The sequence below is a fragment of the Hominibacterium faecale genome, assembly GCF_020734085.1.
In the GTDB taxonomy this organism is placed as follows: domain Bacteria; phylum Bacillota; class Clostridia; order Peptostreptococcales; family Anaerovoracaceae; genus Hominibacterium; species Hominibacterium faecale.
Genome location: NZ_JAJAGH010000010.1, coordinates 243783 through 269510, shown reverse-complemented (window position 1 = coordinate 269510; position 25728 = coordinate 243783). Strand labels below are relative to the sequence as shown.

Sequence of the window (25728 nt, the reverse complement as noted above, 5' to 3'; positions counted from 1 at the left end):
TCTCTGCGAACTCCTTCAGCATCTTTTTTACCATCTCTTGTTCTCTTGAATAACTGAATTCCATTTGTCTTCCTCCTATATGGTGTGGAATTTTTCATTCTATTTCTGTAAATAGAACTTTACCTGCCTACTTATATATCAAGAAGCATGCCAAAGTGTTCAAACTCATACAGCAAAATTTTTATTGTTGAAATTTCAACGATTATGCAATCTTAGTACTCTTTTTCATTGCAGTTCCATCATATGGTTTGCCTGATGCAAAATTTGGATTGATGCCCTTGCGCATCAATCCATGATGCAAGAAAAATGCTCCACAAATAATCTGTGGAGCATTTCTTTTTGTTCGTTTTAAATTAAGTTGGGAAGGAACAGCGCTATCTGCGGTACATAGGTTGTAATTAAAAGCACAATCACACAGGCGATAAAGAATGGCACCATGAACGGCAATACCTGATCCATACTTACCTTGCCCACGCGGCAGCCGACAAACAGGTTGGCGGCAAAGGGCGGTGTAATCATTCCGATTTCCAGATTCAGCAGCATAATTCCTGCAAAGTGAATCGGATCCACGCCAAAGGATGTGGCTACTGGAATGAGAATCGGCCCCAATAGCAAAATACTGCTGTTGGTTTCCATAAACATACCGATAATAATCAGCAAAATATTCAAAAGTAACAGGAAGACAATCTTTGAGTCAGTCAATGACATCATGGCATCAGTCAGCATGGCCGGAATTCTAGTAAAGGTGACCATTTTTCCGGCTACGGCCGCAAATACGTTGAGCATGGCAATGGTCGCCGACGTTACGCCCGCTTCCAATACCAGTGTACGGAATTTCTTTTCCGGCCATTTCTTTTTGAAGATGGGCAGGATGATCCATCCTACGATTAGTCCGTAGGCTACTGCGACCGCTCCCGCTTCCGTAGCAGTAAAGATGCCTCCGTAAATTCCGTAGAAAATGATAACCGGCATCAGCAGTGCAAGCAGGGACGACCAGGTCGCTTTTCCGATTCCCGCAAAATAGGTACCAATCTTGAAGGGCTCTTTTGTCTTTTCTTCTTTTCTTCCATACTTAATATAGTTAATTAAAATATAGGATAAGCCCAGCATAAGCCCTGGTGTAATCGTACAGAGCCATACCTTCATCAGATTCTGGCCCGACATCATGGCGTAGAGAATTCCGGGGATGCTGGGCGGAATCAGGATTCCCAGAAAACCGCAGGCACTGATCAGTGCGGTTCCGTATTTATGGTCATACCCCTCTTTGTCCAGTTCCGGCAGCATCATGCCGCCGATTCCAGTGATGGTTGCCAAGGAGGATCCGGTAATGGCTCCAAACAGCATACAGGTCACAACCGTTACTGCCCCGGCGGCGCCCCTCAGCCTGCCGATAAAGGACTTGGCGAAATTCATGATTGCGCTGGAAATACCAGTAGCTGCCATCAAATCTCCGGCAAAAATGAAGGCCGGAATTGCCAGCCAAGTGAACACGTTGAGCGAGTTGGACACGGCCATGGGCACTGAATCCAGATTGACTCCTGCATAAAGCATGGTCAAAATCGATGCGATTCCCATCGAAAAGGGTACCGGTACACGAATGATTGCCAGCAAAAGAAATGAACCTAAAAATATTCCTAAGAAAGCCATTATGCGGCACCTCCTTCTCCAATATGCTTAAATTCCATAAGTGTTTCAAGCAGATTCATGATGTAGTGGAATACCATTAATATACCGGAAACAACGATTGGAACGAATACAATCCACATCGGCCACTCATTGGCAGTGGAAATCATACCGCTTGCTTTTACCTCAGATACATAGCCGGACACGCCGTATGTGATGTATACCCAGAAAATAGCTCCAATCAGAAAGGCGATTACATCCAGAATTGCTAAAGCTTTTTCTGTCTTCACCTCGCTCTTTAGAATCTTTTTGAAAATGATTGGCACCACATTGATTGTGATATGTTCTGTTTCTCTTACTGCTACGGCCGCACCTGTAAAGCTTACTGCGATGTATACGAATCGAACCAGCTCTTCGGACCAGGCCAGCGGCAGGTCGAACACGTATCTGCAGAAAACCTGTATTACAAGCAGCGCCAGCATTACGATAAAAGCGATCCACGTGATCTGCTTTTCAATCCAGCATAGCTTATCGCTTATGACTGTAATCGGGTTTTTCTTTTCCATGATTTACCTCCTCAATAAATTGTTGTCAAAAGATAAAAGATAAGATCGTTCATCATATCATTCAGTTTATATATTTTGCAAAACTCGTACCAGTTTGTCGAATGAAGCTCCTTACATTCTCAGAAATTTTGTTCTATTTTAAAAAGCAATTGAAATTTCAACAACCTTTTGTTCATATTCTGTTAAAATAAAATCCATCCACTTTTTGTTATAAATGATTCAAATTAAAAAGATGATGCGAAAAAGCATCATCTTTTTAATTTTATGATATCCTGCATCAAACTTTATATTAGGTTGGGAAGGAACAAAGCCAGGTGGGGTACATAAGTTGTCAGCAGGAGCACAATTACGCAGGCGATAAAGAATGGCACCATACTAGGCAGCACCTGATCCATACTTACCTTGCCCACGCGGCAGCCGACAAACAGGTTGGCGGCAAAGGGAGGCGTGATCATTCCGATTTCCAGATTGAGCAGCATAATTCCCGCAAAGTGAATCGGGTCCACGCCAAAGGATGTGGCGACTGGAATGAGAATTGGCCCCAATAGCAAAATGCTGCTGTTGGTTTCCATAAACATACCCACGATAATCAGCAGAATATTTAAGATCAGCAAAAAAACGATTTTGGAATCGGTTAGAGAAAGCATCGCATCGGTCAGCATGGCCGGAATTCTGGTAAACGTAATCATCTTTCCGGCTACGGCCGCAAATACGTTGAGCATGGCAATGGTCGCCGATGTTACACCTGCTTCCAGAACCAGCGTACGGAATTTCTTCTCCGGCCATTTTTTCTTGAAGATGGGCAGAATGATCCATCCCACGATCAGCCCGTAGGCTACTGCCACTGCTCCTGCTTCTGTAGCAGTAAAGATGCCTCCGTAGATTCCGTAGAAAATGATAACCGGCATCAGCAGTGCAAGCAGGGACGACCAGGTCGCTTTTCCGATTCCCGCAAAATAGGTACCGATTTTGAAGGGCTCTTTTACCTTATCCTGTTTTCTGCCATACTTAAAGTAATTGATTAGGATGTACGACAGCCCCAGCATAATCCCAGGTCCCACTGTACAGAGCCACACCTTCATCAGATTCTGGCCCGACATCATGGCATAGAGAATGCCGGGGATGCTGGGCGGAATCAGAATTCCCAGAAAACCGCAGGCACTGATCAGCGCTGTTGCGTATTTATGGTCATACCCCTCTTTGTCCAGTTCCGGCAGCATCATGCCGCCAATTCCAGTGATGGTTGCCAGCGAAGATCCGGTGATAGCGCCAAACAGCATGCAGGTAACAACCGTTACTGCCCCGGCAGCTCCCCGCAGCCTGCCGATAAAGGACTTGGCGAAATTCATGATTGCGCTGGAAATACCAGTAGCTGCCATCAAATCCCCAGCAAAAATGAAAGCCGGAATAGCCAGCCAAGTGAACACGTTGAGCGAGTTGGATACGGCCATGGGCACCGAGTCCAAATTGACTCCTGCATAAAGCATGGTCACCACCGAGCCGATGCCCATTGCAAATGGAATCGGCAGGCGAATTAAAGCCAGCCCTAAAAATACTAGCAGAAAAATTCCCAAATAAATCATAATACTTCGCCCCCTTTCGCTTCACCGTCTTTCTTAAAGGACATAGCCGTTTCAATACCATTCATTATGTAATGGAAAATAATAAGAATGCCCGACATCAATACGGGAACAAAAACGATCCACATTGGCCATTCGTTGGCCGTTGACAGCATGGCCTTTTCCTTGACCTCTGCTATGTAGCCTAACACCCCATAGCTGATAAAGATCCAAAACACCGCACAAATCCCATCAGCCGCCAGGTCGAGAACCTTCAGTACACGCTCCTCACGGCGCCGATCCTTTAAAATTTTTTTCAGAATGATAGGAATGATGTTGATACAAATGTGTTCATTTTCCCGCACAGCGACGATTGCTCCGGTATAGCTGACCGCTACATAGATAAAGCGGACAAGCTCCTCGGACCAGGCCAGCGGAAAATGAAAGCAGTACCTGCAGGCGACCTGAATGACCAGCAGTCCCAGCATTACGATAAACGCAATCCATGTAATCTGCTTTTCCACCCAGCAAACTCTGTCACTAATAGCAGTGATTGGGTTTTTCTTCTCCATGATTAACCTCCATATTCATGTAAAAAATAATTCCGGGACCCAGCTTATGCATGTATCCCTTGGGCAGTATATTCATACACATTTCTACGGAAGTCAAGTGCTAAAAATCAGGTTTTTAATTCTCATACTTTAGGACTAGTCCGAGGCGTTTAAGATGTTTATAGTTGAAATTTAAGCGTTGATTTTTAACAGATCTTTTTTTATTTTAAAATTTACTTAACATTTCATCATTTTTATTATAATTCTATATTTTGAATATTTATAATACAAAAGCGATCAAGAGCCTTAACTGGCACGTCTATATGATCGAAAAAAAGAAACTACCAAACGGGGTTTCCGTATGATAGTTTCTTTCTTTCTGTCGATACATTCTAGCAAATTATACATGTTGAATTAGCATAAAGCTTATTTCAGGCCTGCTTCTTCCAAAATTCTGTTTACAGCGTCCTGATCGAAGTTCTTTGTGACTTCTTTATCCTGCCATACTTTTTCAGCCGCGGCTCTCATAGCCTTGTCCAGTTCAGGAGTAACCTCAATAATTTCACTGGTTTCCGCCATTGCTTTACCGTCTGCCTCATATTCAGCACGAACTAATTCTTTAACCTTTTCTGCATACGCTGCACCGCATTCTTTGATGACCTTCTGCTGATCTTCAGGCAGGCTTTCCAGTTTTGCGGTATTAAATCCAACCAATGCCGGAGCAAATGCGTGATTGGTTTCAGTCATATATTTCTGGAACTGATTCAGTCCTGCTGTATAGGTGAGGATCGGTCCGTTGTCCTGCCCGTCTACAACTTTCTGCTGCAGTGCGGACGGCAGATCGTTGAATGCGATGGAAGTCGGGGTGGTTCCCAGATTTTCGAAGAATTTGAGATACATTGGAGCTTCGGGAACTCTCATCTTCATACCCTTCAAATCCTCTACTTTTTTAATCGGATGCTTGGAGTTTGTCATCCATCTAAAGTCGCAGTCTGTCCATCCTAATACAGTGATGCCCTGTTCTTCAACCAGCTTTGTGCAAGATTCGCTCATCCAGCCGTTATAGAAGTTCTTATCAACTTCATCGAAAGAAGTCATCAGATACGGCAGGTTAACAAATCCCAGCTTTGTAACGACCGCGTCAACACCAACCGTTGAGTCAATCTGCATATCCAGCGTACCGGAAGCTGCAGCTTCAACATGTTCTTTATCCGAACCATGTACGCCTCCGAAGTCCAGCGCAACCTCAATCGCTCCTCCGGATTTCTCCTCAACATCTTTTTTAAACTCTTCCGCCGCCTTGTACCATGGGTGAGTCGTGGCTACTGTGGACCCAAAGTGGATCACCGTTTTGTCGCTGGAGTCGGAACCGCCGCCGCCGCATCCGGCGAAAGCGAATACCATCAATAATGATAATACCAATGCTACTACTTTTTTCATTTCGTGTTTCTCCTTTTCTAAAAATTTACACTCAAATCCATCATGTATATTGCTTATTAATATTGCAAGAGCCGTACCAGCTGTATAAAGTTTAACAAATATATCCGGATAATTTTATTTGAAATCAGTAAAACCTTGAAAAGTCACCATCCTATATTTTACAAAATTAAAATGCTCGATTCACCTAGCCTTTCTTTATTCTTCACAATGTCCTCACTTTTGATGCACACAGGCATCGGCTTGTAGATTTGCATCAGACGATTGTCAATTTTCAGAAAACAAAAGAGGCCAATCAGTTTTCATGCGGCCTCCCTTTACCTTATTTTCTTTACAACCCATACTTCTGAAGCTTTCGGACTACCGTTGATTGATTCACTTTCAATTTATCGGCAATCTCTCTGGTAGTATTGCACGTTTCCTTAGCTCTCTGGAACATGAGCTTTTCCAAAGCCTCGGTTGCTTCATTCAGTGACAGGTTGTCGCTGCTTTCCAGCACAGTTCCAACCATCTTCTGTGAAGGGCTGCGCATTTCCTGTGTAACCCAGGGCAAATCTTCTGTCTGCAAGTAATCGTTATTACTGACGATGACCATATTTTCAATGACATTCTTCAATTGGCGCACATTCCCCACCCATGGGTATTTTTCCAGCTCTTTGATCACCTCGTAGGTCAACAGCTTTTCCTGATTATAAAGTTCATTGTAGCGGTGAAGGAACAGGGATGCCAGAGGCATGATATCGTCGGCCCGTTTGCGCAGAGGCGGAACATCGATTTGAACCACATTAAGCCTGTAATAGAGGTCTTCCCGGAAGGTCCCTTCCTCGACCATCTGTGCCAAATCCCGATTGGTAGCAGCAATGATTCTGACATCAATATTTTTCGCCTCCAGGGCTCCTACGCGGCGCACTTCCTTTGATTCCAGAAAACGAAGCAGCTTTACCTGAAAATCCAGGGGTGTTTCTCCAATTTCGTCCAGAAAGACCGTGCCGCCGTCGGCTGCTTCCAGCAGGCCCTCTTTGCCGGACTGCATGGCTCCGGTGAAGGCGCCTTTTTCGTAGCCGAACAACTCTGATTCCAGCAGATTGGCCGGAATTGCTCCGCAGTTTAGAACAATAAAGGGGTTTTCACTGCGTAAGCTATTATTATGTATATATTTGGCCACTTCCTCTTTACCGACTCCCGACTCTCCAAGAATCAATACGGTAGCGTGAAAATTAGCAACTTTTTCTGCCAGTGAAAGGACGCTGCGCATTTCCTGGCTGGCGGCCAATATTGGGTTCTTTCCTTTGTTCTCCATATACCCTGCCAGCTCTGAATAGTTTTCCAGATACATTTTTCCCATTTCCCGTGAGCGCTGCAGTTCTTCGGTCAGTTCATAAATCTCTGTAATATCCCTGGCATTGATGACAATTTTTTTAATGTCCCCTTTTTTGTTGAAGACAGGACGTCCGGTAACGATAATATGGCGGCCCGATTTAACTGTCTGCCTCTTAGACACCGGCTGTTTTTGTTCTGCCACAATATAAGCCACAGAATTAGGCATCCACACCGGATTGATCAGATCCTTCATGGTCTTGCCTTCCATGTCCTTTTTCTTAATCTCTGCTACCCGCTCATAAGAACTATTGACGTAGAGAATTTTTCCATCGGCGTCTGTTACCAAGATTCCATCAAAGGATCCTTCAAGAATTTCCTCCAGTTCACGGGTCATCTCCTTTTGATAGGAAAGCTCGGATCGGAGCAGTTTATTCTCATAAATGTCCAGAATTAAATAAACCGTGTCCTTTTCTCCATTGTCCGCATCCATTTGAAACGGCAGCACATAATAATATTTATCATTAATATCAATCTTAAAGATCCGTTCGTCCAGCTTATCCATGATCTTAAATTCGGGAATGACGTCTTCCAGTTTTTTATTAATTGCGGATTCGCTGTCCATACCCCAAAAGACTTCTACGGATCGATTCATGAGTTTTATTCGATTTTTCTGATCCGTAACAATAATTCCATTGGGGCTGCTGGTAATGATATCTTTAAAAAGCTTTTGATCCTTTGATTCCGGCATATGTATACACCTCTTTTCGCGTGATTGTCCTCACCAATTATACCATAACCGTCGCATTTTTAGACAAGAATTCAGAGTTTACACAATTTTCCGGCTCACGATCTGTCAAAACCCGCGCCACCTCTTTTGCCACTGCCGATTGAAGTCTTTCTTGCGCTGCCTGGGAGTACCAGGCAATATGGGGTGTTAAAATCACATTATCCAAAGTAAGCAAAGGGTTATCTCTGTTTGGAGGCTCCTTTTCCATAACATCGAGGGCCGCGCCCGCAATTTGGCCTTCCCTCAGAGCCCAGAAAAGATCTTCTTCACACACCAGCGGTCCCCTGGCCACATTGATTAGACACGCTTCCTTCTTCATTTTTTCAAAGGTCTTTTTATTGAACATATGGTAATTCTCGTTGGTAAGAGGCGCATGGAGGGAAATAAAATCTGCATTAGCAACAATTGCTTCTCTGCTTTTCAGAACAAATCCTTCTTTTTTCAGCTCTTCAGCCGACGCATGCTTGCTGTCAACCCATATTTGATCACACAGAGGCTTGAGTTTTCTGGCACAGGCCTTGGCGATCTTTCCGTATCCGATCAATCCCACCACCTTTTCTTTCAAGCCGGCGCAGGGGAGCCCTTTTCGGTAGTTCCACTGGCCTTCTTTAATCCATCGGCTGTATTGGGCTGTTTTCTGGCTCAGCTCCAAAAGCAGGGCCAGGGCATGGGAGGATACCTCTTCCGTACAGTAGTCTCTTACGTTGGTGACATAGATTCCCTTTTCTCCCGCTGCCTTTAAATCGATTCCGTCTACCCCGGTTGCATAGCGGGCTATAATCTTGCATCGTTTCAGCCCGTTGATTAGAGATGCGGGTACCTTGGCATATTGGACAATCAGCGCATCACAATCTGCAGCAACCTTGAGAATATCTGCTTCATCCTTATACTGGTAGTCAAAAACCTCAGCTCCTGCGGCTTGTAAAATACGTTTTTCCTGGTCGATTTGTTCATATTCTCGATCTGTAATCACAACTTTAAACGGTCTCATTATCGTTTCTCCTCTTTCTTACAATCCCATATCCCTCAACTGTCTGAGAGCGGTAAATATCTTTTCCTGCGTTATTTCAAAGGGCATATTATGTGCTTTGGAATCCGGCGTTACAGAAGCCTTCGCGATTTTATCCAGCAAAAGATCATCCGCGTCAGTGATGCCGATGTGGCCAAAAGACAGGGGCAGCCCCACTTTTCGGTAAAAGGTCACCGCCTGGTTCCACTCAGATTGATTCCATCGTCCGCATTCGTTATATTCCATAATCAGTTGAACCAGCGTGCCCAGGGCAACGCCTTCTCCGTGGAGAGCCGCAAAGGGCTTAATCGCTGCCGTCATTCCATTTTGGATGGCATGAGCTGCGGCACATCCATTGTTTTCAAATCCAATGCCGCTAAGATAAATATTGGCTTCCACCACATTTTCCACAGCCTGGGTATCCCGCTTAGCCTCTACATCTCGTTTGGCCTGGTATCCGTATTTTAACAGCAGGTCCCTGCAGAGTTCCGCCAGGGTCAAGGAAGTGTGCATGCGAACACCTCCAGTGTAATTCTGAACTCCAGCTCTTTCGCAGGCCCTTGCTTCATAATAGGTAGCAAAGGCATCGCCCATTCCAGAAATCAGAAGACGCACCGGAGCCTTGGAAATAATTTCCGTGTCCACCAGGACCACCTGCGGCCCGCTTTTAAGCTTCTGGACTTTATGAAAAGCGCCTTCCTCGCTGTACAAGACAGCCATACTGCTGCAAGGAGCATCCGTAGCGGCCGAAGTAGGTGCTATGACAACCGGAAGCCCGCAAGTATCTCCAACCAGCTTGGCCGCATCAATCGCTTTTCCGCCGCCTACGCCGATTATACCGCTGCAGTTCTCCTCACAGATAAGTGCCGTCAATCTTGCCACTTCTCCTAAAGTCGTTTCCCCATTAAAGTGGAGAAATACACATGCACTTCCCGCGTCTCGGAATCCTTCTTCAATTCGTTCTTCCACAAGGTCTTTGACCAAATGGTCGGCTATGATTGCAAAACGCCTGCCTAAATGGGACACATACCGATAGCTTTGGGATAGCAATGCGCTTCCCTGATAATATCTTGCAGGGGCTGTTAAACTTTTCGCCATGTTACATCCCTTTCCTTCTTTGCTTTTGATGCAGCATCGCATCAAGCTCCATAGCCGCATCACCTATTTGTGCATCAAGCACTTATTTTTTCCCAATGTTTTTGAGGGAGAATCGCGCCGGCGCCTGCAGGTATGAAGCAGGTCCGGCGCTGTACATTTACATCGAAACCCTGTTCTATCATAATCAGAACGCTGTTTCTCGGTTATATAAAAAGCAAATTCTATGCCAACTACTGTCTTTTGGCATAGCCCTTGCTTAATTATGTTCTTAAAGAAATTGAGCAAACCGTTTTGAAAGGAAGGACACGTTTATGAAATGCATGAAATTATACCCAAACGATACCGTCGCACTTGCTACGCAAGAATTAAAAAAGGGAGATACGGTCGAGATCAACAATGAAACCATTGTGCTTCTGGATGATATTCCAAACGCCCACAAGATTGCCTTACAAGACTTTGCCGCAGGCGAAGGCATCCGCAAGTACGATAACATCATCGGATACGCTTCCCGCCCTATTAAAAAAGGGGAATGGGTCCACGAGCATAACGAAGCGACCGGGCTGGGAAAATCAAAGGAATACACCTATGACTTTGATCCCCAGACCACGATTATGCCTGGAAGTTCTGATGAAACATTTATGGGCTATCTGAGAAGAGACGGCAGTGCTGGAATCCGCAATTATCTTGCTGTAATTCCAACCGTCTTTTGTGCCAATGGACCTTTAGAGCATCTGTCCGAGATAGCAAAGGAAAAGTATCCCATGACCGATAATTTTGACGGCATCTTTCCCCTCACCCACCCTTACGGCTGTAGTCAGACCGGCTATGATCTGGAATTAACCTGCAAAATCCTTTCCGGCGTGATTCAAAACGCTAATTTCGGTGCTGTGCTCATCGTCAGCTTGGGCTGTGAAATCACTGATCCTGTGGAGTTAAAAAAATATATGGGCGATTACGATGAGAGCCGGATTAAAATTCTTTCTCTGCAAAATTGTGAGGATGAGTTCGAAACCGGAATGGCGCTCATCGACGAGCTGATGGAAAACGTCCTAAGTGACCGCCGTCAGCCTCTTACCTTTGACAAATTGCACATCGCTATGAACTGCGGCGGCTCCGACGGATATTCGGGTATTACCGCCAACACCCTCCTTGGAACGCTGTGCGATACGATGGTAAAAAAGGGAGCTACGATGAATATGACCGAGGTTCCTGAAATGATGGGGGCCGAACATCTGCTGATGAATCGCGCCATAAACGAGGATGTGTTCCACGATATCGTCGACTTGATTCACAACTATGAAGACTACTTCGCCAAATATGGAGAAAAAGCCAGCGATAATCCCACCCAGGGAAACAAGGCCGGCGGACTCACTACGCTGGAAGAAAAGTCTCTGGGGTGCACACAAAAAGGCGGACATTGCGCAGTTACGGAAGTTCTCAAATACGGAGACCGGGCTACGAAAAACGGGTTTATTCTCGTCAGCGGCCCGGGCAACGATCTTGTCTGCGTAACTGGCCAAATTGCCAGCGGCGCGGTTTTGACCATTTTCACCACCGGACGGGGTACTCCATGTGGGTTTGCTGGACCCACTTTCCGGCTGTCTTCCAATACAGCTCTGGCTCAAAAGAAACCCCACTGGATCGACTACGATGCCGGCCGTCTCCTGTCAGCAGCTACTTCTGAGGCTGTGGATGCACTCAACCAGGAGCTGTACGATGCGATTATGTCCACAGTAAACGGAGACTATCGGACCTGCAATGAAAAGAACAGCTATTATCAAATGGGCATCTTGCGGGACGGCGTAACGTTATAAAGGGTCAGGCCTCTATTCTGGAGCATGAAAGGGTTCCGATTAAATCGATAACAAACCATGCAGGAAAAAACACCTGTCGAACCCGATCGGCAAGTGTTTTTTCTAGTGTAAATCATGGAAAGTATTTATTCCAGAACTCTTGCGAGTCCATAGAATGCTTGTTATAGCGGCGCGGGGGGCAGCGGCCGGCGCCGGACAAAAGGTCAATATACATGTGGTTGAGGCAAACTGCTGCCCTATCTATGTTCTAAGTTTAGACGACACGGAATTGTAAAGGTTCTCCCTTGATATGCGCCGCCGCATTCTGTGCGCATATGACACTTACCGCGCCGATTGCTTCTTGTGAATACATTCCTATATGGGGCGTTATCAGCACATGATCCCGCCCGGCGAGCGGGTTATCCGTTCTCAGAGGTTCTTCTTCCAGCACATCCAGCGCTGCTCCCGCCAATTTTTTCGTGGATAGGGCCGCTGCCAGGGCCTGTTCATCCACGATACCGCCTCTGGAGGTATTGATGATAAAGGCTCCCTTTTGCATCTTGCTCATGGCTTCTGCTGAAAGGAGGTGATACGTCTCTTTCGTTAAAGGAAGATGAGCGGAAAGAATCTGGCTTTCTGTCAGAACCTGTTCCCGATCAGTCAGGGTTACAAATCCATTATACTTGTCGGGAAGTTGTTCCAGGTAGGGGTCATAGGCCAGAATCTTCATGGAAAATCCCCTCGCCCGGTCGGCCACCTTTCTGGCAATAGCGCCGAAGCCTAAGAGACCCAGAGTTTTGGAAAACACATCACATCCGGTAACGGTTTTCCACGCCCCTCTGCGAACCATACGATCCGCATAAGAAATCTTTCTCGACAAGTCCAGGATCAGACCCATTGTCAAATCCGCTACAGCATCAGCATTGGTCCCCGGCACATTGCACACTTTTATTCCGGCTGCTTTCGCTTCTTCTATGGGTATGTTATCCAGTCCGGTCCCATGCTTTAGGATCAGTTCCAAGTTTGTACACATATTCAGCACTGAAGCGGGGAAATCATGTCCGCCGATTACAAGAACCTGGCAGTCGCAGACTCGGTTTTTAAATTCCTGCAAACAAAAATTTTGATTGTAAAAATTCACCTCATAACCGGATTTCTTCAAAATCTGCAAGGGCTCTTCGCTGACCTGCCCGAAGGATCTGGAGGTAATCAAAAGTTTCTTTTTCATGCGCTTCTCCTCGATTCAATAATTTTTTCAAGGCCCTTAACAGAGAACGGCCTTTGGTCCTGTTCACAAAGCCAATGTATTTTGGAAACAAGGCTGCTTTCCGCGAAGAGGCAGTCGTAAAGCTGATGCATAAACGCGTTTCCAATTAAAATTATGTTTTTACAGTCCGGCCAAACATTGGCGCAATAGTATTCGATCGATTGGCGTATTCCTCCGTTTATGACGCCTTCGGCAAAGGAAAACCGCTCTTCCGGAGTACCCTGATTGAATATGCGCATGGCATGAGCGATATAGATCGCGCGATTAAAGCCAAAGTTCTTCAAACAGGTGTACCCTTTTTTAACCATTTCTTCAACCAACCGGGTTTCTTCCGCAAGAATCGGCGATAAAATAGTCTCTTCTTTAAGGGCATGGAAGAGCTCTCCCGTAAAATTAGAAAGGATTCCTTTTATCATGTTTTGCTTTACATAAGCTACATGGGTGTGGGATCCGGGCAAGATGATCGCCGAACCGCCTGAAAGTCCTTTTAGTTCTTCCAGAGCGCCGATGATCTGGATTTCTTCACCTCGCATGTTATTGACAAACGTGAAGTCAAAGCTTTCGGTCCTCAATCCGGGTACGAGAATGATTTCCCGGTTAAAATACTGCTCTTCCCAGTAAGGGTAAAGGTCCCGGGAAAAGGTTTTTACATCAATCGGCACTTGGCAATGGGGAACCTCTTTCAACCCGTAGGGAGAGGTAACCATCCCCGATGCATAGATCTGGTCTACGTCCCCATCAGTAAGCCTGCAGGAATCCAGCAGTTCATCATATAGATCTTTCATCGCCCTTCGCAAAGCCAGGCTGCTGCCGGATATGGCCGAATCTTTTTATCCAATGGATTTTTTTCGCCAGTAAAGGAGCTGGCAGTGAGAATCTAAAAGATAGATTCTCGTATTGGATGTCCCTGAGTCAAAATACACGGTGAAAGATTTTTTTCTACTTTCCATAAGCTTAACCCGTCTGGCAATCTGTAAGTGCCGCTGTATATTTCCCGGCAATCCTGGTAATAACATTAAATTGTTTTTCCTCCACAAGGGCGGGACTGGCCAGTTTTCCGCCGCAGCCCACCCCTAATGCGCCGGCACGAATAAAGGAGGCACAGTTTTCCGGGCTGATCCCGCCCACAGCAAGCAGCGGAATCTGCTTGAGCGGTCCTCTCAGGGCCGTTATATAATCCGGACCTAAGATTCCCGCCGGAAAAACCTTAACCAAATCAGCTCCCCAGAAAGAGGCTGCGGCTACTTCTGTAGGCGTCATGGCCCCTGGAATTGAAAGTTTATCCATTTTTTTCGTTCTTCGGATTACGTCCGCATCCACATTGGGAGAAATGATATATTCCGCCCCGGCTTTTACTGCCAGCTCCACCTGGTTTCCTGACATGACAGTTCCCGCTCCAACAAAGAGTTTTCCATCAAATTGGGTTCGGATTCGTTCTATGGCGGCCAGATTATCTTTCAGATCAGCTGCCGCTTGATCGAACGTTACCTCTATGCAGGTAATCCCACCCTGATACAGCGCTTGTGCCAGATCCGTAATTTGATGGGAGGAAATTCCTCTAACAATCGCGATAATCCTGCTGTTTTTGAGCTCCTGTAATATTTGTTCTTTCATAGTTTGTTCACCTCATTACCGCAACAATCTTGCCAGCCACATGGCGATCCTTCAACTGCCTTAGTCCCTCGGGAATATCCTGCATTCCGATTGTTTGGACAGCTGGCAATTTAATTTGGGACTCCAACAGCATCTGGGCATAGCGATCTCCAATTTCCGCCAGTTTTCGTTGAGCTCGATCATCGCCGTTAAGATGCGCTCCTCCCAAGGCCACCTCATGAATAGACAGCCCCTTTTCATAAAAGCGCAGTCTGGTAAAATCCGGGTGCTCTACCACGGCAACTAATTCACCGCTGAATGCCAGCAAATCAATGTCTTTTGTAGCCGTTTGGCTATCAACTGTATTTACAACATAGTCCACGCCCCGTCCATGGGTCAGTTCTTCAATTCGTTTTCGTATATCTTCTGTTTGATAATGAATAATTTCATCAGCGCCCAGTCCTTTCACGTATTGGTCATTCTTCGGGGAACAAGTGGTAAAGACTTTAGCCCCCAGATGTTTTGCCAGCTGAATTCCATAGCCTCCCACACCCCCGGCGCCTCCGTGTATTAATATGGTTTTGCTTTGATCCAATTTAAGCTTTTCCACAACCGCCTGATATGCCGTGTATCCAGAGCAGGGCAATGCAGCTGCCGATGTGAAATCAACTTCCTCTGGCAGTTTGCTTGCCGTATGAGCCGTAGTACAGGCATACTCGGCAAAACCGCCGTTGCATTCGGCCAGACTTCCATGGTAAAAAACTCGATCTCCCTCCTTAAATCCTGCCGCCTGGCTCCCCACTGCATCTACAATACCCGCAACGTCAAGCCCTAGAACGGGAGGCTGCTTCCATTGAACATCGCCCCACCCCTCCGCTAGTTTATAATCGACCGGGTTAAGCCCGGCAGCTATAACACGAACTCTGATTTCTTGAGCTGTCGGCTGGGGAATTTCCCGTTTCTCTGTATATAGGAGATTTTTTAAATCCCCGGTCTTTGTAAGTACGATTGCTTTCATGGCTCACCATCCTATTCTAAATTTATCCTGATCTGCACATAGAGGCAGCATATTTTCCGATACCTGTATCTTTACCAAATGCAGGGTATCCTGAATCTTTACTACCCTGGCATGATTGACATCAATGCCGCTGCAGGTCTGAATCGCTGCCCGCAGCCCTTCTTCTTCATCTTTTACAATAATGGGCATTCGCCCTGCTTCTGGATTTCCCGAAGCAATACAGTTGGTATAGGTTGAGGAAAGTTCTACCATCCCCTGAGCGTCTTTGGTTATAAAGTCGGCGACACCGCAGCCAGTGGCATTGTTATGGGTCCCCTCCGATAACCCTAGAACCAAAATTCGTTTAATCCGGGGGCCGTCAAAATTTTCGATTTTACCCACCGATCTGCGGCCTGTAATATTGGGATCCATCCCGGCGCCGGTGATATCTTTGCCGATTTGTTCAACCACTAGCACATCAATTTCATCAAATTGCAGCCTGGGCATCAAACTTTTACTGATCGATAGCAGCTGAGGCTCACGCTTGAGTATGTCATCTCCCGGCACTGCTTCAACTAGATAGGTTTCTTCGTGGCCATTTTCAATAATGGCTACGCCGAAAGGAATCTTTAATTTTTCCAGCATGACTGCTGCTGTTTGGGGGATTAGCTCAGGAAATTGATCGAATCCTTCTTGGTGCAATCTGGAACATCCATTATGTTTGCCGCCGCCTATGGCCAGCATTTTGCAAAGTCCGCTCTCAATGGGTCCGTCAAAATCCGTATGGACCTTCACTCTTCCCACAGGCACAACACCGTCGGCCTCGAAAGCTCTGCGATCTATATGTACGGGAACTCCCCCCGGAGTCCTGCCGATTATTTCCGTCTCCATTGAAGCGATGACAGGAACGTTCATCGTTCTTTCATCGATCCCATATCCTTCGAGAATTTTTTTCTGTTCTTCGGCGATCCCTCCTCCGTGGCTGCCCATAGCCGGTATGATGAAAGGCTCCGCCCCCAGCAGAATCAGGTTATCGATGGTTGTCTTAACAATTTCGGCTAAATTGGATATTCCCCGGCTTCCTACCAGGAGGGCAATGCACTGCCCCGGCCGGATTGCTGCTCGTATCTCATCTTTTTGAAACTCCCTGTTTACCCAAGCCGTAAGATCCTCCAGCTTCTGATTTGGAAACAGCTGGGTGACGGGATGCATTTTAGGAAGTTTGATCTCATATGCACTTTTTGGTAATATGGACATCATTTCACCTCGTCTCTTAGTTCTTTCTTTTTTTCCCAGTGTAGGAGGGATAGGGCACAAAAATCTGCTTGCGGTCAAAAGCATCATATAGGTTCTTTTTTGTCTCATAGCTAACCTGAGGCAGCTGGATCGCCCTTTCATAAGCCGCAGTCAGCTCTTCTCGTTTTATAAACACTTCCACAGCAAAGGTCTTGCGCAGCATTGCTGCAAAAATTTCCGCCCGTTTATCGGTGGGCGAATCGGCTAAATGGTTCATTGCTTTTCTCAGCATATTGACCGAAAGCAACAGCCATACACTGAGAAAAACAAACAAGTAAGGCAGTATTGCCGCAAGTCCCAAATAGAGTCCTGCCTTCTTCATGCACACGATCAGCAAAAGCGACACGGCCAAAACAATGGTTAGTATAATAGTTTGCAGTTTATTCATACGTTTACCTCACTGGATTCTACAAATTAAAATGATCCCCATAGGTCTTATAAACCCTCATTTTCTTTCCGAACACCCGATATCGCATGAGCCACAGAGGCCGGTAGATAATCCGGCAGTCTTTCAGTTCGATATCGTATTCCCTCCAGGATTTCAAGTTCTTGGGAAGAATTTTGAACAAAAGCTCTTTCCTGGCTGTCTCCGTAATGTTTTCAATATTGGGTTCTTGATAAGCGACATACTCGTCCTCCAGCAGAATTTCCCTGGGCCCGAAGTCAGCTAAATCCGTAAAAGACTTCATTCTGCCTGTGCCCAACTCCATACTGATATACACATCCTGCATGCGCTTGGCTTTTTTTGTCTTTCCCACATTGGCAATATGAAACTCCATCACTGCGAACGGCACATAAAGAAGCAGCCGTTGTTCAATGTCATACGTTCTTTTCAAAAACCTGGTCACAATCATGCCTTTAATGATCTGGGACAATTCTTTTTCTGCATTGGCCTTATCTTTTACCAGCTCTGTTGCCAGAATTTGTCTCATAGCGCACCTCTTTTACGCAAGACGCGCCTTTTGGCACGCCTTGCTGCTTATTAGATTAAAACCAAATGGTATGTTTCCATACGCGGCAGGTTTCTCCCTCTTTAAAATTACCTTCATAAATGCGGTCCTCCGTCAGACCGACGGTTCCGGCCTCTGATTCCGGGAGGATTCCCAAGATTTTCGCTCTGCACGATTTGGAACCGCTCCAGCCGATGGAGGCATATATAAATTCTCCGACGGATGCCTCGATCTCCTTCAAATCCTTTTGTGTCAGCCAGGCACCCACGATCGCGTCCGGCTCCTCATGTTTTTTTATTTTTAAAGAAATTTTCTTAATTGCCATCGTTTACTCCTTTCCTTTATTTCTCAACGATTTCTTTAATTTCTTCCGTTGAAAGGTCAATATAGCCTTTTCCGCCCTTAGCTATGGAAGCCCAATAAATTTCTTCCAATTTGGAGGACGGCTGGGCGAAGTAAACCATGCCGTAGTATTCCTCGTCCGACTTTTCCTGTTTGTGCCAGATCAGCTGGCCGATTACCAGCGCTGCCAGAGCCCAGACGGTTCCCGCCAGCGAATTGTACCAGCTGCATCCTGGGGTACCGTATGTACCAAAGCAGAGAGGTTTGAGGAATACATCCGGGATAAAGATGGCCAGCATAACGCCTACGATACTGGCTAAAATCACCAGTGTAGCTGTGTTGGAATGGATCTTCTTGGTCACAATACCTAAAATAGCCGCTATTACCATGCCCGGCATTACCGCAGATGTCACGCTGTAGAGCGCGGTCATCAGGGAATCGAACTGCATAAAGTATTTTGCAAAGACAAAGGGCACTACGACCGCAACGATCACCGACGAAATTCTGGATACCAGCAGATAATGTTTATCCGACTTTTTATCCCAAATCTGCATATAAATATCGTTTACAAAGATTGTTACTCCTGAGTTAATATAGGTGCTTCCCGTCGACATCATCGCCGACAGCAGGAAGGCCACAATAACACCCAATACGCCGGGCTGGGCGATGAGTCCCACCAGTACCAGGAAAGATGCGCTGGTGTCGGCAGGAGCCGCAACAACGCCCTGTTCAGCAAGGGATCTTAAAATAATTCCAGGCATTCCTGTAAAGAGCACGCCGATGGGCATCAGGATTCCCATAAATACACCTGTAACCAGTCTGGCCTGATTGAGGGTTCTGGCAGCGAGGATCTTTTGAATATTGCCCTGGTGGGCGAAGTACCAGGCAGCCGTAATGGCAAAAGCGCCGCCGAAAAACATGCCCAGCTGAGGATAATTGGGATCCAGCAGCGGCGTAAACAGGCTTCGATGGCCTGTTGGCAGGTTGGTCATCATCTCCGTAAAGCCGCCGGCCATCTTGACTCCGCTGAATACGATGAATCCTCCTCCTACGAAAATCAGCACCGCCTGCAGGGTGTCGGTAATCATAACCGCCATGATGCCCCCTGCCGTAGTATAAATAGCTGTAATAATTGAAATAGCCATCATTCCGATGAACACATCCAGCCCGAACATCGTGTTGAGCATAACGCCTACTGCATAAGCATTAAAGGACATTAGCGCCAGCATGAAAATGAGCATTGCAATGGAGCTGACGACCCTTGTCTTTTTATCGAATCGCCGTTCCATGTATTCCGGTACGGAATAAATACCGGATAAGAAATAAATAGGGACTCCGACGGCCAGAAATAATACCGCCCATCCACAGTCATCCAAATACATCTGGAATGCGGCGAATCCGGCGTCGTATCCGGTCTGGGAATAAGATACGATGTCCTGAGCGCTGATTAATACGGTCATAAATGCCAGAGAGCAGATCCACCACGGTAATTTTTTGCTTGCTACAAAGAATTCTCCCTGGTTTTTTACTCTTCTGCCAAAGAACAAACCAATTCCGATAACGACTATAATATAAAGCGCGATAATAACCCAATCGATCTGATGCAAGGTAAATACTTTTGTTTCCACTTTTTCATCACTCCTTCCTAGATTAGCCTAAAGTATTGTCTCATGAAGCGGGAACATCTGCGGGAACACAAAATGCCAGATAGCTTCACCGATTGGGAATACCAGACAGATCCAAATAACAATCGCCAAAACAACTTTACCGCCCGGCTTTTTTGCCGAAAAGTCACCGGCTTTCCATAAAATAATAAATCCAATAATTGCGAGTGGAATATGCATGGCATATTCCACAAGCCAAGGTCCTATTTGCTCATATATAGGTGTCATATTTCTCCTCCTTAACTTTTTTACCTATTTTTACGCTCCGTTATATAAGAAACCGCCGTCCACTGGAATGGTGACTCCTGTCACATAGTTCCCTGCATCCGATGCCAAATAGACCGCGCAGGCGCCCAGCTCTTCCACGTCTCCCCACTCGCCCATAGGGATTTTGTTTTTAATGGTTTCAAAGAGTTCTTTATCATCCTGTACCGGCTGGGTCAGTTCTGTCTTGAACCAGCCCGGCGCGATTCCGTTCACCTGAATGTTGTACGGCGCGTATTCCAGCGCCGCTGCCTTGGTAAACTGAATGACCGCTCCCTTGCTGGCCGTGTAAGCCGGCGCAGCCACCAAGCCCAGGAAGGACGCCATGGACGCTACATTGATGATCTTGCCTTTTTTGTTTTTGATCATTTCGTTTCCGAAAATCTTTGTCGCCAGAAATACAGAGTCAGCGTTGACCGACATGACTTTTCGCCAGTCTTCAAATTTATAATCTTTGATATAGCCTCTCTGTTCCACCCCCTGGGAGTTGACCAGGATATCGATTCTTCCGAACTTTTGGATCACTTCGTCTCTCAGACGGATCAGGTCCTTTTCCTTTGTGGAATCCACAGATGTATGCAGGCTTTCTCTTCCCATACCTTCGATTTCTTCCACTACTTTTTTTGCATTGTCTTTGTTTCTGCTGGCAGGTACTACGGCCGCACCATGGTCGGCAAGGGTCAGTGCAATTCCCCTGCCGATTCCACGGGTTCCTCCGAGAACAACAGCCACTTTTCCCGTCAGATCAAAGCTTATTTTCTTATAAGCCATCTCCTTCTCCTCTCATATAGCAGCTACTTTTTCAGCGTAAGCGCCTTTTGGTACAACTTTTCAAAATCTTCTACTGTAGTCTCCCTTGGATTGGTGGACCGGTCTCCGCCCTTCATAGCTTCCTCGGATAATTTTTCGATATCATCCGGGGTAACGTTCCAATCGGAAAGGGGCGGAATTGGAAGGGAGTCTAAAAGCTCATAGACCGTATCAACCGCCAGCTTGGCAGCCTGGATGGTATCCATGCCCGATGTATCCTTGCCAAAGAGTCCTGCGATTTCGGCGATCTTATCCGGGTTGGAATAAAGATTAAATTCCATCGTTACCGGCAGACAGATGGCGTTGCCCACACCGTGAGGTACGCCGAACATGGCTCCCAGAGGATGGGCCATGGAGTGGGCAATTCCCAAAATGGTGTTGATAAAGCCCATTCCGGCCATGGTGCTTCCCATCATCATGTCGTAGCGAGCATCCTTATCGAATTCACCCTTAAAGGTGGCTCTCTGCAAAGAGCCTGCGATCAGCTTGATAGCCTTTGCCAGAATAGCGTCTGAAATGGGATCGCTGGCTCTGGAAATAAAGCCTTCGATCGCATGGGTCAGAGCATCCATGCCGGTTGCGGCTGTAAACAGCGGCGGCAGGGAGGCCGTCAGTTCCGGATCGCAGATGGCCAGAGATGCGATATTATAGGAGCCTCCAATGGCCATTTTCCATTCTTTTTCCACGTCCGTTACCACAGCAAAGCAGGTAACTTCCGCTCCTGTGCCTGCTGCTGTCGGAATGGCTATTACTGGCAGCGGCGCATTGGGGAACAGATCGCAGCCCTCGTAGTCGCGGATATTTCCTCCATTGGTAACCATGACCGCCGCGGCTTTGGCCGGGTCGATGGAGCTTCCGCCGCCCAAACCGATGAGCATATCCGCCTCTTTTGCAAGCGCCGTGACTTTTTCCACTGTTTCCACAGACGGGTTGGCCTCACATTTGTCGAAGATGGAATACTGGATTCCCGCATCACTGAGGGAGTCGATGACCTTCTGGGCCACTCCGAACTTCACCAGTCCTTCGTCCGTGCAAACGACGACTTTTTTACCGCCTAGGCGCTTTACTTCGCTTCCCACCTTTTTAACTGCTCCGTTTCCAAAGATGATGGAACCGGCCGGACTCCAGTTAAAAATGGAATCGTGCCCTTTGAACAGGTCATAATCCAGCGGCAGTTGTGCAACTTGTCTAAACATACTTCTCCTCCGTTTCTTTACTCTTTATTTTGAGAACGCCATTATTTATAAGCGTTTCTGAGTACAATTGATTTTACCTGACTCATCTCTTCCAGGGTATAGGTCCCGCCTTCCGCGCCGATGCCGCTCATCTTGTATCCGCCGAAAGGCTGTCCCGGAGCCCGGTAGCATCCGCCGCCGTTTACGACACAGCATCCGGCTTCCATGGTCTTTGCTATATGCATACCCTTATTGATGTCGTTGGTGATGACACCGCCGGACAGGCCGTACATGGAAGCGTTGGAGATTTCGCAGGCTTCTTCCACCGTGTCAAAGCCGATGATCGGCCAAACTGGTCCGAAAATTTCCATATCCAGCGCGACATCCAGATTCTTCGTTACTTCAATGACGGTCGGTTCGATAAAGGTCCGGTCAAACCGTTTGCCCCCAAGCAGCAGTTTGCCGCCCTGTTTGATGGTTTCGTTGATATATCCTTCTACTTCAATGGCCGCCTGTTCGCTGACCTGGGGTCCATAGGTGCTTTCCGGGTCGAACTGATTTCCCGGCTTTTCCTTTTTCAGCGCTTCGATCAGTTTTTCTGTAAACGGAGCTTTGATGGAGTTCTGTACTAGAATTCGTTTGCTTGCGCAGCACACCTGCCCCGAGCAGTAGGCTCTTCCTCCCACCACTTCTGCTACCGCATAGTCCATATCCGCGTCCTCTAAAACGATCAGCGCGTCGTTGCCGCCCAGTTCCAGAGATACTCTGGTCAGGTTTTCGGCACAATTCTTTGCGATTTGAGTACCGACGGCCGTACTGCCGGTAAAGGTAACCGCATCCACATCTTTGCTGGTAGTAATCCAGGTACCCACTTTGCCGCCGCTTCCTGTAATAAAGTTTACGGCTTTTGGCTCAACGCCCGCATCCAGCAGCAGGCCCGCCATCTTCAGGTTGCAAAGCGGTGTCTCCGTCGCCGGTTTAATGACAACTGCATTTCCCATCAAAAGAGCCGGTACAACCTTGTGGCAGAACAGCTCAAAGGGGAAGTTGAACGGCAGGATACATGCTACCACCCCGTGGGGCTCTCTTACGGTGATCATCATATCCGCCTCATTGGAGTAGTGGTCTCCCGCCGGATAGGATTCGCCTTTTAACGTTCTCGCCGCATCGCAGAAATGTTCGATGAGACTGGCGGCATTGAGGACTTCCGCCTCAGCATGGGCGACGGTTTTGCCCATTTCTTTCGCTGCCAGCTGTACAAAGGCATCTTTTTCGCCGATGAACAAATCATGGAACTTTCTCAGGGTATCAATTCTCGTGTGCAGAGGAATTTTCTCCCAAAGTTTTTGTCCCTCTTTTGCCGCCGCTACCGCCTTTTTTACATCTTCCTCGGTTGCCATTGGAATGGTTTCGATGACATTCATCGTGCCCGGATCCAACACGTCTTTGACCGCTTTGTCAGAAGCGTCTACATAGTTCCCTCCGATAATCATTTGCATAAATCAATTCCTCCTTATTCTTGTTTTGTATCCATATACAAACGCAAGGGCTATGCCAAAATATTCAGAATTGATTTTTATAATAAAAAAGAGCTTGAAAATTCAAGCTCTTAAAATAATTTTTTTATTTATACACTCCAGATCAGAAAAGCAGCCGCTCATTCTTTCCCGGGAAAAGTGTCCGTAATCCGAACAAGTCTGTCGGATTCCGGTCATTTCTGCGGCTCCGGCGGGAGAAGAATACATTTAAAGAAATCATCCGGTTTTTCCTTGTAAATGTTTCTAATAAAGTCTCCTCCCTGGGAGAGGGGAACAAGATGAGAAATCGCATAATCAACACGGATGGCACCGCTGGAAATCAGCTCCAAAACCTGAGGAAATTCACCGCTGAAGGCACAGGAGCCTTTTACTGTAAGCTCCTGAGTCACCACTTTGGAAATATTGAGGGGAAAGGCATTTTCCAGGTTGGCTAAGGTAACGAAGATCCCCCCTTTTTGCAGGCATTGGACTGCCTGACAAAAAGTAGACTGTGCTCCGGCCGCATCCAGCGCTTTGGCGGCTCCCCGGCCGCAGGTAATCGATATAGTTACATTGTCCGGCAGCTTATAGACGATATGTTCGGGAAGGGCGATGTACTGACAGAAAGCGCCATGCTGCCGGTACTCTTGGCAGGATACCCCCAGAACTCTGCGGTTGTCGCATAAGTTGACTCTTCCGCTGCGGCAGAACCGGCAGGTCCCGCAATAGATGGTAGAGTCAAACGTAACGCGATCCCCCTTGGCGAATCGCGTTGCTTTGCTTCCTGTCTCTTCTATAATTCCGCTGGCTTCGTGTCCCATGACGATGGGAGGTCGGCGTCTTCCCGTGCTTCCGTCGCTGCCGGCGATGTCGCTGCCGCAAACGGATACCGCTTTGATCCGAATTAAAACCTCATTTTTTGCCGGCACGGGTTTGGGCACATCCCCATAGACAAATTGCATTTTGTCCTTCAGAATCAGAGCTTTCATGTTTTCCCCTCTTTCTGGCGGATGCGGCCGATGGAATCCGCCGTCACAATGGCTGCTTTCAGCGTATGCCAGTCAACGCCGAAGGGCATGTTGTGGGAAATGCCGATTTCACTGCTGGCTTTGGCCGCAGTTTCCAGTTCCTCATCCGTCAGAGACAGCCCCAGATGGGAAAGGGTTGTAGGTAGTCCGATGCTTTCGAAAAAGCCATATACCTGATTCAGCTCCCCGGCGGGAACATTTTCTGCAATCAGCTGGACCAGGGTTCCAAAGGCGACGCATTCTCCGTGGAGATACGTCCCTTTTTTCATCTGAGTAAATCCGTTGTATATTCCGTGGGCAATGGCGCAGCCATTGCTTTCAAAGCCTACGCCGCTCAGATAAATGTTGGCTTCGACGACATTTTCCAAAGCCTTTGTAACGCATTTGTTTTCTGCCGCCAGCTTGGCATAAGATCCGTTCTCCAGCAGAATTTCTCTGCAAAGGGAGGCCAGGGCAAAAGCAGTGTTGGTGCCTTTCCCCTGAAACATATTATCTGCATCTGCATTTCTGCAGGCGCGGGCTTCGTAAAAGGTGGCGAAGGCGTCTCCGATCCCAGATATCAGCAATCTCACCGGCGCGTTTGCTATCATCTGCGTATCTACGAAAACCAAATCCGGGTTTTGGGTGAGAAAGAAATCATACAGCCACTCCCCCTTATCGGAATACATGACCGCTAACGAGCTGCAGGGCGCATCGGTGGATGCTGCTGTGGGGATGACGATGGTTTTAAGGCCGGCTTTGCAGGCCGCCGCCTTTGCCGTATCGATGGTTTTGCCCCCTCCGCAGCCGGCTATGGCTCCGCATTCATGACGGGCGGCAAGATCAACGATACGCTGTACTTCCGTTTCGGTACTCTCTCCGGAAAACCGTTCAAATTGAAATATGATCTCCGCCTCTGCAGCGCTTTTTTCCATTTTTTCTTTTATCAGCGGATATACGAATGGGTCGGTCAGAACCAGAATTTTTTTGCTGTATGGGGAAAAATAGCTCCCGGCCTTTTGAAGAAGATCTCTTCCCTGTATGTATTTGGAAGGTGATCCCAAAATGTTAACCTGCATGGTTGATCCACCTCTCTTTCCTTT

The 25728-nt window shown here is 47.0% G+C and carries 24 protein-coding genes; 1 reads left to right on the top strand and 23 read right to left on the bottom strand.

Going from position 1 to position 25728, the window contains the following annotated elements; genetic code table 11:
* Positions 1-348: 348 nt before the first annotated feature.
* The 8 genes from LG211_RS15660 to LG211_RS15625 form a co-directional block, all read right to left on the bottom strand.
* Entirely contained in the window at positions 349-1647 is a 1299-nt protein-coding gene (locus tag LG211_RS15660; RefSeq protein ID WP_269477955.1) for a TRAP transporter large permease, read from the bottom strand.
* On the bottom strand, positions 1647-2189 hold the full coding sequence (locus LG211_RS15655) for a TRAP transporter small permease (protein ID WP_269477954.1): 543 nt from the start codon (positions 2187-2189) through the stop codon (positions 1647-1649). The genes LG211_RS15660 and LG211_RS15655 overlap by 1 nt, the downstream gene beginning before the upstream one ends.
* A 284-nt stretch (positions 2190-2473) precedes the next feature.
* Positions 2474-3772, bottom strand: coding sequence for a TRAP transporter large permease (locus tag LG211_RS15650; protein WP_269477953.1), 1299 nt, complete (start codon positions 3770-3772; stop codon positions 2474-2476).
* Positions 3769-4320: a TRAP transporter small permease gene (locus LG211_RS15645; protein ID WP_269477952.1), complete on the bottom strand. Its 552-nt coding sequence runs from the start codon at positions 4318-4320 to the stop codon at positions 3769-3771. Before LG211_RS15645 ends, LG211_RS15650 begins: the two co-directional genes overlap by 4 nt.
* 405 nt (positions 4321-4725) lie before the next feature.
* The gene (locus LG211_RS15640) at positions 4726-5739 is read right to left on the bottom strand and encodes a TRAP transporter substrate-binding protein (RefSeq protein ID WP_269477951.1); all 1014 of its coding nucleotides are present in this window, start codon (positions 5737-5739) and stop codon (positions 4726-4728) included.
* Between the two features lie 328 nt (positions 5740-6067).
* On the bottom strand, positions 6068-7804 hold the full coding sequence (locus LG211_RS15635) for a sigma-54 interaction domain-containing protein (protein ID WP_269477950.1): 1737 nt from the start codon (positions 7802-7804) through the stop codon (positions 6068-6070).
* Positions 7805-7841: 37 nt separating this feature from the next.
* Entirely contained in the window at positions 7842-8834 is a 993-nt protein-coding gene (locus LG211_RS15630) for a C-terminal binding protein (protein WP_269477949.1), read from the bottom strand.
* A gap of 18 nt (positions 8835-8852) precedes the next feature.
* A complete protein-coding gene (locus tag LG211_RS15625; RefSeq protein WP_269477948.1) occupies positions 8853-9950 on the bottom strand; it encodes a glycerol dehydrogenase in 1098 nt (365 codons plus the stop codon).
* Between the two features lie 311 nt (positions 9951-10261).
* Here LG211_RS15625 and LG211_RS15620 point away from each other — a divergent pair, with 311 nt between their 5' ends.
* On the top strand, positions 10262-11764 hold the full coding sequence (locus LG211_RS15620; RefSeq protein WP_269477947.1) for a UxaA family hydrolase: 1503 nt from the start codon (positions 10262-10264) through the stop codon (positions 11762-11764).
* 253 nt (positions 11765-12017) lie between these two features.
* On the opposite strand, the gene LG211_RS15615 is transcribed toward LG211_RS15620, so the two are convergent.
* From LG211_RS15615 to LG211_RS15545, 15 genes are all read right to left on the bottom strand, one after another.
* The gene (locus LG211_RS15615; protein ID WP_269477946.1) at positions 12018-12971 is read right to left on the bottom strand and encodes a phosphoglycerate dehydrogenase; all 954 of its coding nucleotides are present in this window, start codon (positions 12969-12971) and stop codon (positions 12018-12020) included.
* Positions 12968-13795 carry a 2-dehydro-3-deoxygalactonokinase gene (locus LG211_RS15610; RefSeq protein WP_269477945.1) on the bottom strand — a complete coding sequence of 276 codons (828 nt, stop codon included), beginning with the start codon at positions 13793-13795 and terminating at the stop codon, positions 12968-12970. Before LG211_RS15610 ends, LG211_RS15615 begins: the two co-directional genes overlap by 4 nt.
* Positions 13796-13964: 169 nt before the next feature.
* Positions 13965-14624 carry a bifunctional 4-hydroxy-2-oxoglutarate aldolase/2-dehydro-3-deoxy-phosphogluconate aldolase gene (locus LG211_RS15605; protein WP_269477944.1) on the bottom strand — a complete coding sequence of 220 codons (660 nt, stop codon included), beginning with the start codon at positions 14622-14624 and terminating at the stop codon, positions 13965-13967.
* A gap of 7 nt (positions 14625-14631) precedes the next feature.
* A complete protein-coding gene (locus tag LG211_RS15600; protein WP_269477943.1) occupies positions 14632-15621 on the bottom strand; it encodes a zinc-binding dehydrogenase in 990 nt (329 codons plus the stop codon).
* A 3-nt stretch (positions 15622-15624) separates the two neighbouring features.
* A complete protein-coding gene (locus LG211_RS15595; RefSeq protein ID WP_269477942.1) occupies positions 15625-16860 on the bottom strand; it encodes a nickel pincer cofactor-dependent isomerase, group 22 in 1236 nt (411 codons plus the stop codon).
* A 13-nt stretch (positions 16861-16873) separates the two neighbouring features.
* Positions 16874-17284: a hypothetical protein gene (locus LG211_RS15590; protein WP_269477941.1), complete on the bottom strand. Its 411-nt coding sequence runs from the start codon at positions 17282-17284 to the stop codon at positions 16874-16876.
* Positions 17285-17303: 19 nt separating this feature from the next.
* Positions 17304-17828, bottom strand: coding sequence for a hypothetical protein (locus tag LG211_RS15585; RefSeq protein WP_253020694.1), 525 nt, complete (start codon positions 17826-17828; stop codon positions 17304-17306).
* A 55-nt stretch (positions 17829-17883) separates the two neighbouring features.
* Positions 17884-18171, bottom strand: a complete 288-nt coding sequence (locus tag LG211_RS15580; protein WP_253020695.1) for a hypothetical protein — start codon at positions 18169-18171, stop codon at positions 17884-17886.
* Between the two features lie 16 nt (positions 18172-18187).
* On the bottom strand, positions 18188-19816 hold the full coding sequence (locus tag LG211_RS15575) for a sodium:solute symporter family protein (protein WP_269477940.1): 1629 nt from the start codon (positions 19814-19816) through the stop codon (positions 18188-18190).
* A 27-nt stretch (positions 19817-19843) separates the two neighbouring features.
* The gene (locus tag LG211_RS15570; RefSeq protein ID WP_148398195.1) at positions 19844-20080 is read right to left on the bottom strand and encodes a hypothetical protein; all 237 of its coding nucleotides are present in this window, start codon (positions 20078-20080) and stop codon (positions 19844-19846) included.
* Between the two features lie 30 nt (positions 20081-20110).
* Complete coding sequence (locus LG211_RS15565) at positions 20111-20887, bottom strand: SDR family NAD(P)-dependent oxidoreductase (RefSeq protein WP_269477939.1); 777 nt, start codon at positions 20885-20887, stop codon at positions 20111-20113.
* Between the two features lie 23 nt (positions 20888-20910).
* Entirely contained in the window at positions 20911-22122 is a 1212-nt protein-coding gene (locus LG211_RS15560) for an iron-containing alcohol dehydrogenase (RefSeq protein WP_253020698.1), read from the bottom strand.
* A gap of 41 nt (positions 22123-22163) precedes the next feature.
* Complete coding sequence (locus tag LG211_RS15555; protein WP_269477938.1) at positions 22164-23600, bottom strand: aldehyde dehydrogenase family protein; 1437 nt, start codon at positions 23598-23600, stop codon at positions 22164-22166.
* Between the two features lie 212 nt (positions 23601-23812).
* A complete protein-coding gene (locus LG211_RS15550; RefSeq protein WP_148398191.1) occupies positions 23813-24607 on the bottom strand; it encodes an alcohol dehydrogenase catalytic domain-containing protein in 795 nt (264 codons plus the stop codon).
* A complete protein-coding gene (locus LG211_RS15545) occupies positions 24604-25704 on the bottom strand; it encodes a glycerol dehydrogenase (protein WP_148398190.1) in 1101 nt (366 codons plus the stop codon). Before LG211_RS15545 ends, LG211_RS15550 begins: the two co-directional genes overlap by 4 nt.
* Positions 25705-25728 lie beyond the last annotated feature (24 nt).

Excerpts from the sequence above, each read along its gene's own strand:
- LG211_RS15660 (WP_269477955.1), bottom strand. The coding sequence starts at position 1,647 with ATGGCTTTCTTAGGAATATTTTTAGGTTCATTTCTTTTGCTGGCAATC.
- LG211_RS15655 (WP_269477954.1), bottom strand. The coding sequence starts at position 2,189 with ATGGAAAAGAAAAACCCGATTACAGTCATAAGCGATAAGCTATGCTGG.
- LG211_RS15650 (WP_269477953.1), bottom strand. The coding sequence starts at position 3,772 with ATGATTTATTTGGGAATTTTTCTGCTAGTATTTTTAGGGCTGGCTTTA.
- LG211_RS15645 (WP_269477952.1), bottom strand. The coding sequence starts at position 4,320 with ATGGAGAAGAAAAACCCAATCACTGCTATTAGTGACAGAGTTTGCTGG.
- LG211_RS15640 (WP_269477951.1), bottom strand. The coding sequence starts at position 5,739 with ATGAAAAAAGTAGTAGCATTGGTATTATCATTATTGATGGTATTCGCT.
- LG211_RS15635 (WP_269477950.1), bottom strand. The coding sequence starts at position 7,804 with ATGCCGGAATCAAAGGATCAAAAGCTTTTTAAAGATATCATTACCAGC.
- LG211_RS15630 (WP_269477949.1), bottom strand. The coding sequence starts at position 8,834 with ATGAGACCGTTTAAAGTTGTGATTACAGATCGAGAATATGAACAAATC.
- LG211_RS15625 (WP_269477948.1), bottom strand. The coding sequence starts at position 9,950 with ATGGCGAAAAGTTTAACAGCCCCTGCAAGATATTATCAGGGAAGCGCA.
- LG211_RS15620 (WP_269477947.1), top strand. The coding sequence starts at position 10,262 with ATGAAATGCATGAAATTATACCCAAACGATACCGTCGCACTTGCTACG.
- LG211_RS15615 (WP_269477946.1), bottom strand. The coding sequence starts at position 12,971 with ATGAAAAAGAAACTTTTGATTACCTCCAGATCCTTCGGGCAGGTCAGC.
- LG211_RS15610 (WP_269477945.1), bottom strand. The coding sequence starts at position 13,795 with ATGAAAGATCTATATGATGAACTGCTGGATTCCTGCAGGCTTACTGAT.
- LG211_RS15605 (WP_269477944.1), bottom strand. The coding sequence starts at position 14,624 with ATGAAAGAACAAATATTACAGGAGCTCAAAAACAGCAGGATTATCGCG.
- LG211_RS15600 (WP_269477943.1), bottom strand. The coding sequence starts at position 15,621 with ATGAAAGCAATCGTACTTACAAAGACCGGGGATTTAAAAAATCTCCTA.
- LG211_RS15595 (WP_269477942.1), bottom strand. The coding sequence starts at position 16,860 with ATGATGTCCATATTACCAAAAAGTGCATATGAGATCAAACTTCCTAAA.
- LG211_RS15590 (WP_269477941.1), bottom strand. The coding sequence starts at position 17,284 with ATGAATAAACTGCAAACTATTATACTAACCATTGTTTTGGCCGTGTCG.
- LG211_RS15585 (WP_253020694.1), bottom strand. The coding sequence starts at position 17,828 with ATGAGACAAATTCTGGCAACAGAGCTGGTAAAAGATAAGGCCAATGCA.
- LG211_RS15580 (WP_253020695.1), bottom strand. The coding sequence starts at position 18,171 with ATGGCAATTAAGAAAATTTCTTTAAAAATAAAAAAACATGAGGAGCCG.
- LG211_RS15570 (WP_148398195.1), bottom strand. The coding sequence starts at position 20,080 with ATGACACCTATATATGAGCAAATAGGACCTTGGCTTGTGGAATATGCC.
- LG211_RS15565 (WP_269477939.1), bottom strand. The coding sequence starts at position 20,887 with ATGGCTTATAAGAAAATAAGCTTTGATCTGACGGGAAAAGTGGCTGTT.
- LG211_RS15560 (WP_253020698.1), bottom strand. The coding sequence starts at position 22,122 with ATGTTTAGACAAGTTGCACAACTGCCGCTGGATTATGACCTGTTCAAA.
- LG211_RS15555 (WP_269477938.1), bottom strand. The coding sequence starts at position 23,600 with ATGCAAATGATTATCGGAGGGAACTATGTAGACGCTTCTGACAAAGCG.
- LG211_RS15550 (WP_148398191.1), bottom strand. The coding sequence starts at position 24,607 with ATGAAAGCTCTGATTCTGAAGGACAAAATGCAATTTGTCTATGGGGAT.
- LG211_RS15545 (WP_148398190.1), bottom strand. The coding sequence starts at position 25,704 with ATGCAGGTTAACATTTTGGGATCACCTTCCAAATACATACAGGGAAGA.